The organism is Nocardia aurea, assembly GCF_003123685.1.
GTDB lineage: Bacteria > Actinomycetota > Actinomycetes > Mycobacteriales > Mycobacteriaceae > Nocardia > Nocardia aurea.
Genome location: NZ_QCYJ01000029.1, coordinates 255,884 through 264,045, shown reverse-complemented (window position 1 = coordinate 264,045; position 8,162 = coordinate 255,884). Strand labels below are relative to the sequence as shown.

13 protein-coding genes are annotated in these 8,162 nt (G+C 67.4%); 8 read left to right on the top strand and 5 right to left on the bottom strand.

Annotation, left to right across the window (positions count from 1 at the left end; all coding sequences use genetic code 11):
- Positions 1–341 precede the first annotated feature (341 nt).
- Complete coding sequence (locus DAT37_RS11820; RefSeq protein WP_109524782.1) at positions 342–1,133, bottom strand: helix-turn-helix domain-containing protein; 792 nt, start codon at positions 1,131–1,133, stop codon at positions 342–344.
- 88 nt (positions 1,134–1,221) lie between these two features.
- Here DAT37_RS11820 and DAT37_RS11815 point away from each other — a divergent pair, with 88 nt between their 5' ends.
- Positions 1,222–1,617 (top strand): nuclear transport factor 2 family protein, encoded by a 396-nt coding sequence (locus tag DAT37_RS11815; RefSeq protein WP_109524781.1) that lies wholly within the window; start codon positions 1,222–1,224, stop codon positions 1,615–1,617.
- Positions 1,618–1,714: 97 nt separating this feature from the next.
- Here DAT37_RS11815 and DAT37_RS11810 read toward each other — a convergent pair whose 3' ends face one another.
- Both DAT37_RS11810 and DAT37_RS11805 read right to left on the bottom strand, forming a co-directional pair.
- Entirely contained in the window at positions 1,715–2,458 is a 744-nt protein-coding gene (locus DAT37_RS11810) for a helix-turn-helix transcriptional regulator (RefSeq protein WP_232839690.1), read from the bottom strand.
- A 14-nt stretch (positions 2,459–2,472) separates the two neighbouring features.
- Positions 2,473–2,844, bottom strand: a complete 372-nt coding sequence (locus tag DAT37_RS11805) for a DUF4345 family protein (RefSeq protein ID WP_408637394.1) — start codon at positions 2,842–2,844, stop codon at positions 2,473–2,475.
- Positions 2,845–3,146: 302 nt separating this feature from the next.
- On the opposite strand from DAT37_RS11805, the gene DAT37_RS44050 reads away from it, so the two are divergent.
- The 3 genes from DAT37_RS44050 to DAT37_RS11800 all read left to right on the top strand — a co-directional run bounded on the left by DAT37_RS44050 (position 3,147) and on the right by DAT37_RS11800 (position 4,475).
- Positions 3,147–3,317 carry a hypothetical protein gene (locus DAT37_RS44050; RefSeq protein ID WP_157978422.1) on the top strand — a complete coding sequence of 57 codons (171 nt, stop codon included), beginning with the start codon at positions 3,147–3,149 and terminating at the stop codon, positions 3,315–3,317.
- A gap of 50 nt (positions 3,318–3,367) precedes the next feature.
- Positions 3,368–3,517 carry a hypothetical protein gene (locus DAT37_RS44045; RefSeq protein ID WP_157978421.1) on the top strand — a complete coding sequence of 50 codons (150 nt, stop codon included), beginning with the start codon at positions 3,368–3,370 and terminating at the stop codon, positions 3,515–3,517.
- Between the two features lie 604 nt (positions 3,518–4,121).
- Positions 4,122–4,475 (top strand): helix-turn-helix domain-containing protein, encoded by a 354-nt coding sequence (locus DAT37_RS11800; protein ID WP_109524780.1) that lies wholly within the window; start codon positions 4,122–4,124, stop codon positions 4,473–4,475.
- Positions 4,476–4,573: 98 nt separating this feature from the next.
- On the opposite strand, the gene DAT37_RS44870 is transcribed toward DAT37_RS11800, so the two are convergent.
- The gene (locus tag DAT37_RS44870) at positions 4,574–4,837 is read right to left on the bottom strand and encodes a flavodoxin (RefSeq protein ID WP_198654194.1); all 264 of its coding nucleotides are present in this window, start codon (positions 4,835–4,837) and stop codon (positions 4,574–4,576) included.
- A 128-nt stretch (positions 4,838–4,965) separates the two neighbouring features.
- Between DAT37_RS44870 and DAT37_RS44865 the strand changes: the two genes are divergently transcribed.
- The 4 genes from DAT37_RS44865 (at position 4,966) to DAT37_RS11780 (ending at position 7,219) form a co-directional block, all read left to right on the top strand.
- Positions 4,966–5,220, top strand: a complete 255-nt coding sequence (locus tag DAT37_RS44865) for a hypothetical protein (protein ID WP_198654193.1) — start codon at positions 4,966–4,968, stop codon at positions 5,218–5,220.
- 75 nt (positions 5,221–5,295) lie between these two features.
- On the top strand, positions 5,296–5,889 hold the full coding sequence (locus DAT37_RS11790; RefSeq protein WP_109524779.1) for an aldo/keto reductase: 594 nt from the start codon (positions 5,296–5,298) through the stop codon (positions 5,887–5,889).
- 284 nt (positions 5,890–6,173) lie between these two features.
- Positions 6,174–6,848, top strand: coding sequence for a sigma-70 family RNA polymerase sigma factor (locus tag DAT37_RS11785; protein WP_232839689.1), 675 nt, complete (start codon positions 6,174–6,176; stop codon positions 6,846–6,848).
- The gene (locus DAT37_RS11780; protein ID WP_109524778.1) at positions 6,845–7,219 is read left to right on the top strand and encodes an RskA family anti-sigma factor; all 375 of its coding nucleotides are present in this window, start codon (positions 6,845–6,847) and stop codon (positions 7,217–7,219) included. Before DAT37_RS11785 ends, DAT37_RS11780 begins: the two co-directional genes overlap by 4 nt.
- A gap of 16 nt (positions 7,220–7,235) precedes the next feature.
- Here DAT37_RS11780 and DAT37_RS11775 read toward each other — a convergent pair whose 3' ends face one another.
- Entirely contained in the window at positions 7,236–8,045 is an 810-nt protein-coding gene (locus tag DAT37_RS11775; protein ID WP_109524777.1) for a thioesterase family protein, read from the bottom strand.
- Positions 8,046–8,162: the final 117 nt, after the last annotated feature.

The following is an 8,162-nucleotide window of genomic DNA, read 5'->3' as shown; positions in this document are numbered from 1 at the left end:
GCATGGCAGGCTTCAAAGTCCCCCGCTCGATACAATTCCTCGACACCCTGCCGTTGAACGCCACCGGCAAAGTAATGAAAAACCAACTGCGATAACGCAAGCCGGCACCGACGGCACAGGATCGGGCGACCCCGTGCCGTCGGCATCGCAGCGGGATCCGCGCTGTTCGGCGCCCGAAGGAGTGCGCCGGGCAGCGCGCGATGCGGAGAACGAGAAGTGCAGCGCTGAGCTACTTCTCCCGGTACCTGTGGCCGGATCGCGACAGACGATGCCATGGCGTCGTCGTGCGACCGTTGCTCGTGGCAGGGCGCTATCGGGTAGCGCAGCTCTCCGCGTAGTCGTCAACGGCCGGGCCCGGTGCTACCGGCCAACTCGTGCAGGTAGTTCGTGGTCTCGGCGTTACCCGGAAAGTACGCCTCCACGGCGATTTCGGACAGGGTGATGTCGTGGGCGGTGCCGAAGGTGGTCACCGTGCTGAACAATGTCAGTTCGACACCGCGGTGGACGAGTCGGATCGGTAGCACGATCTCGGCCGGGTCGGTGTCGGTGATGGGCGCGGTGTAGGTCAGGAGTTCCTCGTAGAGAGTGGTCAGTTCCGGATCGCCGCTGGCTGTCACCTGGCGGGCCAGGCGCGGTAGCAGGATCGCGCGTATCTGGTCCAGGTTGCGCAGTCGGTGGGCGAATCCTCGGGGGTGTAGGCCCAGTCGCATCATGTTGATGGGGGGTTGTAGGAGGGCCGGGTCGACTTCGTCGAAGAAGACGTGTACGCAGTCGTTGGCCTGCACCAGGTTCCAGCGCCGGTCCACCGCGAGCGCGGGAAACGGCTCGTGTAGGTGCAGGACACGTTGGACGGCTTCGCGGGCGGGTCGCAGTTTCGGGTCGGACCAGTCGCGGCGGTGGAATTGCGGCGCGTGTCCCGCTGCGATGAGCAGTCGATTGCGTTCGCGTAGAGGCACGTTCAAGTGCTCGGCCAGGTGCAGGACCATGGTCCGGCTGGGTGTCGTGCGTCCGGTCTCGACGAAGCTGATGTGGCGCGAGGAGACGTCGGCGGCGATCGCCAGGTCCAGTTGACTGAGCTTGCGACGGTGTCGCCATTCTCGCAGTAGTTCGCCTACCGGTCGATCCGCGTCCATCGGTCCAGTATCGCGACGCTGTCGTCGGGTCCGCCATTACGTGCCGGGTAATCGACGGGGTCGTGCTCGGTCCGCCAGGCTCGTTGCCATGACGAACAACGATCTCGCGGCTCATGATCTGGCCGCGTACAACAAGGAACTCGCCCGGCGTGGCTTCGCGGAAGTCGCCGCGGGCAATTTCGATGTCCTGCGCACTCTGCTGCACGACGATTTCGTCGAACACAGCCCCGGAAATCCTTCCGGCAAGGAGGCTTTCATAGAATTCATCGCCGAGTCGCCGTTCGCCTCGGCCGGGCTGGAGTTGGCGCGGATCATCGCCGACGAGGAATACGTGGTCGTGCACTATCGGATGACGGTGCCGGGCGAACCACGAGGTACGGCGGTCGTCGATATCTTTCGGATGGTCGAGGGCAAGATGGTCGAGCATTGGGACGTCGTTCAGGCTGTTCCCGACCCCGAGCAGATACCGCACGGCATGTTCTGAGCCTCGGGTGCGTATCCCGCATCGGGATACGCACCGACACCGAGGTCATCGACGGACCTGCTCCGTGACCGACACCGCGCGACTCCCGGTCGACTGGTCAATTCGACGAGATCGCCGGTAGTCCGGTTCGTGGGTCGGCGAGGTCGTCGGGGACGACTATCCGGGGGTCCGTGGTCAGAAGGGCGGTGGCGGTGAGACCGAACAGGGCGTGGAAGGTGTCGCTGAAGTGGCTCGGGGAGGCGAATCCGGCGTCGGCGGCGGCTCGGGTGAGTTCGTGTCCTTCCGCCAATGATCGTCCGGCACGGATAAGTCGGGCCCAGAGGCGGTAACGGCGGAAACTGGTTCCGGTATGGACGGTGAACAGGTGCAGGAAGTAGGAGCGTGAAAGATGCAGGGCTGCCGCGATCTCGGCGGCGCTGTTGGCGGCTTCCGGCGCGCGGGTGAGCATTTCGACCGCGCGCGCGATGCGGGGATCCCGTGGCACCGCGGGGTGGTCGCCGAGTATCAGACGGCACAGTGAGCGCGGGTCGGGGGTGCCGGTCAGGTGTGCGAGTACGGCGGCCTCGTCCGGATGCGCGGGCCGGTCAGCGGAGAAATGATAGAAGAACAGCATGCGGCCGGTGCCCGCGATGACACGGTGCGCGGTGCGGGCCGGGATCAGTGCGCTGCGCACTCGTCGGTGCCTATCGTCGACGAAGAGGTCGAAGGGGGAGTCGACGCCCAGGGCGTAGCAGTTCACCGCGGTGGCGTGCGCGTCGAGGTGAAGGGACGGACCCAGGTAGGCGGCGAATTCGGGCCACAGCCAGATCGCCGCGGTCCGATGGTTCGCACCGGTGCCCATATCTCCATGATGGCTCATGCGACCGCCAGCAGCCCGGCCGCGCCCACGGCTTCGACCAGCAGATACAGGCCGACCGGATAGAACGGCGTCGCGGGGTCGACGATCCGCGACACGATCCGTCCGAAGGCCATCCCGCCCAGCGCCACCCCCACCGTCACGACCACCCCCGTGCTCACCCCGCCGGGACCGGCGACCGAGGCCCACCCCAGCATCCCGGCGACGGCTATCCCGAAGCCGCCGTAGACGGCGCGCACCTCCGACCTGCCCTCCGAAGTTTCGGCCCGCAGCAGGAACGGAGCCACCAACCGAGCGGGGGCCACCAAGCCGTAGACGCCCATACCGGCGAAGAACACGGCGGCCACGACCAGTATCGCGACCCTCAGCATGTCCGTTCCACCGCCCCGATGCCGGACACCCGCGACGTCCCGCTCGGATCGGACCACTCGCGGGACCATCCCTCGACTCTCGTTCTCATCCCGTCAGCATCCGCTATCCCGCCGACCGTCGCTTCCATAAACGAACTGAGGCGGACGCAGCCGCCGCGACCGCACATGACACCGCGACAGTCGAGCGCACCGCGGCCGGGCGCGACAGGCCATCCGGTCCGACTTGGATTGTGCGGCAACACATCCCTCGATCAGGCTGCCTTCGCGCTAGCATGTGGTGACACGATTCGGAAGGGGGAATCATGTCGAACAGTCATCGAGAGCAGGTCGACGATCCGCGCGCCCGGTGGCGCCGTCTGCCCGCCGAACCCGCCTACTACATCGAGGAAACCCACCTCGACGGAAGTTCGTCGAGCTACACGGTGCCCACCGTCGACCCGACCCAGGACTCCATTCGTCTCTACGGCGGGTAGTCCCGTTCCTCGCACGCGCCGATTCTCGACGGCGCCACCGTCGAGCGGCATTGCGCCCCGACATCGCCCGCTACGTCTTCCTCGACCTCTGCGCATATGACTTCTTCGCCGACCGGGACGTCGTCGGCAATGCCACCGGCGCCCTGCCGTGCGCCGAGGCCGCACGTGACGCGACCAATCGGCCGCGCACCACGTCCTGATCTGCCACGGCGGAATCAATCGGCTCAGGCGACCCCGAAGTCGGCCACCTTGGAACCGAGCTTCCAGGATCGCGACCTGCCTCCGTCCGGCCGAGTCCGCGGCGGCTGCCCGACTCGCGATGGCCACCACAACTCGGCGGATCCGCACGAGAGCCGACACCAGTCGTGCGCTCGCCCGAGGAGGCACGAACCGGGCCAGAAAATCTTCACCGGTGAGTGTAGACATCCGTGACGTATTGCTATACCTTCGTGTCCATCACAGAGAAAGAAAGTCCCATAGGCCGGGTAGAGAATGAACTTCCCGGAATGAGATGAAGTACAGCAACACCCCTTCCCGAGGCACGGCAGCTCCACACCGGGAGGGTGCAGGAAGTGACAGAAGCGGTGCCCGATACCACCCCCTACCGGGGCAGGAGGGCTCCGCACACGCCGGATCGAAAGGAGGTGATCGACAGTCACGCCGCTATACCCCTCGCGTCTTGTTCTTCCTGGGATGCGAAAGCACCACGCCGATCATCGGATACGGCTGGTGAAGTAAATCCCCCTCCGGCCCCCGGCGCACCACGCGCCGGGGGCCGATACCCGTTTCCCCGGACAGGTGTACATGGAACAAGCACAACCCGAAAACCACATCGGCAACCTCGACGACGAGGACTACCCCTCCTACAGCATGGGCGCCGCCGCATCCGCGCTCGGCGTCACCCAAGCCTTCCTTCGCGCGCTCGACACCGCGAAACTGTTGACCCCGCACCGCTCCGAGGGCGGGCATCGCCGCTACTCGCGTTACCAACTGCGCATCGCCGCACGCGTCCGCGAACTCGTCGATCAGGGCACAGCCCTGGACGCGGCCTGCCGGATCATCATCCTCGAAGACCAACTCGCCGAGGCCCAACGAATCAACACCGCGCTGCAACACGATCACGACCAGCCACCGGAACCCGAGACGGACAACAGCTGACATCATCCGACCCGCGACTTCGCACATACCCGACCCGCCCAGCTGAGTCCTTCGAAGTCTGTGCCGTCGGTGACCGAACTACGCGGCGGCACTCTTGGCTATCGGGTGGCGAGATCGTTTTCGCGCAACCATCGGTCGACGTCGCCGCCCGCCTCGTGCACTTCCTCGCCGCGCACGGCGAGTCCGGTGGCGACGGTCGCGGTGGTGAGGACACGGCGGTAGAAGTCATCGATGCCGGACATGCCGCTGACCGCGTAGGTGACGAAGGTCAGGACCGTCTTGCCGGTGACGTCGAGGCCGTCGATGAATGTCGACATGATCCGGGGTGCGCGGCTGTTCCACACCGGACTGCCGAGCAGCACCGTGTCGTACCCGGTGATGTCGGGGTGAAAGTGGCGAGCGCGGGCAGTGAGCCGGATTCCTGTTCGGCGCGGTTGCGTACGACGGTGGCGTCGTAGGACGCGGGGTAGGGGTCGGCGGGAATTATCCGGTGGACGTCGGCCGTGACGCGGTCGCGGATCATTGCGGTGAGTACCTCGGTGTTGCCGATGTCGAGATTCCGGAGGCCGCCGTAGTGGTAGTTCTCACCGGGTCGGGAGAAGTAGGCGACGAGGATTTTGCCGCCGCCCGTGGCCTGGGCACGGCGCTCGACGTCGGCGTGGACTCCGTGGTGGAGCAGCCAGTGAGGGCCGCGCCAAGGGCGGTGGCGCCGACCGCGGCGGCCCTGGGGCGGTGCGCCTGGTGAGTCGCGACGATCCGCCCTCGGCGGCGCACGTTCCACGCAGCACCGCGGCGTTCGGGTATCGCCGCGGTTGTGTCCATGGTGACCATTACGGGTACGGTGGCCGACCTCGTCGCCGCGGGCAAGGTGAAGTATTTCGGTCTGTCGGAGGCGGGCGTGGACGTCATCCGCCGCGCCCATGCCGTGCAGCCGGTCACGGCCTTGCAGAGCAAGTATTCGCTGTGGTGGCGCGAGCCGGAGGAACAGATCCTGCCGACCTTGATCGAACTGGGTATCGGTTTCGTGCCCTTCAGTCCGCGCGGCGAAGGTTTCCTCACCGGCACGATCGATGCGAAGACCTCCTTCGCCGGTTCCGACCTGCGGGGTAGCCTGCCACGGTTCACCGAACAGGCCCGCGCGGCCAACGCGGTCCTGGTCGAGTCGCTGTCGGGGATCGCCGCCCGCAAGGGCGCCACCAATGCCCAGATCGCGCTGGCGTGGCTGCTCGCCCGGAATCCCTCGATCGTGCCCATCCCCGGCACCACGAAGATCGCCCGCCTGCTCGAGAACGCCGCCGCCGCCGATATCGAGCTGGGCGCCGACGACATGGCCGAGATCACCGCGGCGGCCGGGGAGGTCGAGATCGAAGGGGAGCGCTACCCCGAGCAGATGCAGCGCTGGATCAACCGCTGACCCGGCGATCGCCGTAGTCGGCGCCGGATCGGTGGGTGAGCCGATTTCCCGGCCACCCCACCAATCCGGTGCCGCTGCCGGGGCGAATTCCGATCCGTCCATGCACACCGCGGCCTGCCCGGTCGCGTCGACGGAGGCGTGAAAAGCGATGACGGTGAGACGACATTCGGGAGAACTGCCTACGGCCCCGCGGCGGATTTCGCCGGACGAGCGGCTCGGCGGGCGATATCCGGAGTGCGTCTCGCCACGGCCGGGCACGTGTGGGCCGCTGGGCGGTGGTCGCCGTGGGTAGCGCCCTGCTCGAACGACCGGCCGACCGTGATCGCGCCCGGGAGTCCGGCTTCGCACCGCCGCCGGTGATCAGCGCGGAGCGAGGCGGCGCGATTTCCGGGGAAACGCGGGCGCGCGATCGCCACTTGGCCGAACTGCTCGGGTCAGTGGGGAACGGCGACCGCGCCGCGTTCACCGAACTGTACGAGGCGACGAGTCCGCGGGTGTTCGGTGTGGCCGTCCGGATCCTGCGCAACGGCTCGATCGCCGAGGAGATCGCGCAGGAGGTGTATCTCCAGGTGTGGATGCTGGCCGATCGCTACGACGCCGGCCTGTCGAGTCCGATCGGCTGGTTGATCATGCTGACCCACCGCAGGGCCGTCGATCGCGTCCGCGCCGACGAGTCGGCCCGTGGCAGGGAGGCGACCTACGGACATATTCACCGGGGGCGCGACCACGACATGGTCGCGGAGGTGGTCCTACAGCATTTCGACGAGCAGTCGGTCGTGGAATCGCTGGCCGATCTGACGAGCAAACAGCGCGAGGCCATCGCCCTGGCCTTCTACAGCGACCGCAGTTACCGGGAGGTCGCCGACTATCTCGACGTGCCGCTGCCGACGGTGAAAACCCGTATCAGGGACGGACTCAAACGGCTCGAACTGTGTCTGGCGGGAAGTGACGCCCGGTGACAGCGTCCGGGCGGTCCCTTCCGGAGCTGCTCGAATCGGCCGTGCCGTACGCGATCGACGCGGCCACCGAACGCGAACGCCGTCGTATCGAGCGGCGACTGCACACCGCCGATGCCGCGACCGTCGCGGCGTTCAGCGCCGTCCTGCGCGGCACGCGGGAGGCGGTGGCGGTGATGACGGTTCTCGATGTCGTCGCGCCGCCACCGGCTGTGGAGTTACGGGTGCAGCGGGCGCTCGACACGATGTCGAGTCAGCGGGGCGGCGGTCGCACACCGCCGTCGCTGTTCGGATGGTCGAGGGCGGCGGTGATGTCGGCGATCACCCGCGCGATCCACCGCTGCCGAGGTCATCCGCGCCGATCACCCCCGTGACCGTCCTGCGGGTCGATCACGAATCGGCCGGGATGATCGCCAGCTGACGTGACTGGGCCACGAGCGCTCCCGTGCTGTCCCAGATGTCGAAGTCCTCCTCGTGGAACCCGTTGATCAGGTGGTTGGTGCGCACCCGGCAGGCCAGCCACCCCGGTGCGGGCCGCCGCCGGATGTGCACGGTGAGCTCGATGGTCGAACTGCCGGACACACCGAGATCGAACACGACCGGCGCGGTGGAGTCGACGAGCAGAGCCAGTGCGACGGGATCGGGTTGCCTGCCATCGGCGAACCGCAGCCAGAATTCGGTGGAGGTGGTGCCGCCGGGTGCGCCGCGGAAGAATCCCGGCACTTCGGGAGTGCGGAATTCGATCTGACCCGCGATGGTCGAGGCCGACCAGTCCGCGCTCTCCAGCGGGTTCACGCAGCGTTCCGGCGGCGGCAGAACCGGCGCTTTCCCGGATTCGAAGGTGCGCCCCTCGGCCTGGGCGAGATCGGTGAAGGTGGCGAGCACGCGGACGATCTCGCGGTCCTCGCGGGTGAGCACCGCCGTTCCGGTCGCGGTGCGGCGACCGATGCGCGCGACCTCGGTCCGGATGCGGGCCGGGCCGGTCACACCCGGGCGCAGGTAGTGCGCGGACGCGGACAGCAGATCGGGCTGGGGGATCTCGCGGCGCAGCGCCTGCAGGCAGGTGGCGAGCAGGTATCCGCCGTTGGCGGTGCCCGCCATCGTGGTCCAGCGCCGGGACAGGTCGATGGCGTATTCGTGTTCGCCGACCGGGGTGCTCGCGGTGTCGGTGTCGAAGGCGTAACGCGTCGTCGTGGTCATCCGGTGGATCCTTTCGTTGCGCCGATGATCATCCTCGCCCGCCCGTGTTGTCGATTACCGGGCGGGTAAAGCTCGGCCGGTGACGAAGTCCGGTGGCCGTCCCCGAAGTCGTCTCGC

What these genes read in the sequence shown, in the direction of transcription:
- DAT37_RS11805 (WP_408637394.1), bottom strand. Translation starts at nt 2,844, where the DNA reads ATGCTGAGGGTCGCGATACTGGTCGTGGCCGCCGTGTTCTTCGCCGGT.
- DAT37_RS11815 (WP_109524781.1), top strand. Translation starts at nt 1,222, where the DNA reads ATGACGAACAACGATCTCGCGGCTCATGATCTGGCCGCGTACAACAAG.
- DAT37_RS11820 (WP_109524782.1), bottom strand. Translation starts at nt 1,133, where the DNA reads ATGGACGCGGATCGACCGGTAGGCGAACTACTGCGAGAATGGCGACAC.
- DAT37_RS11775 (WP_109524777.1), bottom strand. Translation starts at nt 8,045, where the DNA reads ATGACCACGACGACGCGTTACGCCTTCGACACCGACACCGCGAGCACC.
- DAT37_RS11810 (WP_232839690.1), bottom strand. Translation starts at nt 2,458, where the DNA reads ATGGGCACCGGTGCGAACCATCGGACCGCGGCGATCTGGCTGTGGCCC.
- DAT37_RS44050 (WP_157978422.1), top strand. Translation starts at nt 3,147, where the DNA reads ATGTCGAACAGTCATCGAGAGCAGGTCGACGATCCGCGCGCCCGGTGG.
- DAT37_RS11790 (WP_109524779.1), top strand. Translation starts at nt 5,296, where the DNA reads ATGGTGACCATTACGGGTACGGTGGCCGACCTCGTCGCCGCGGGCAAG.
- DAT37_RS11800 (WP_109524780.1), top strand. Translation starts at nt 4,122, where the DNA reads ATGGAACAAGCACAACCCGAAAACCACATCGGCAACCTCGACGACGAG.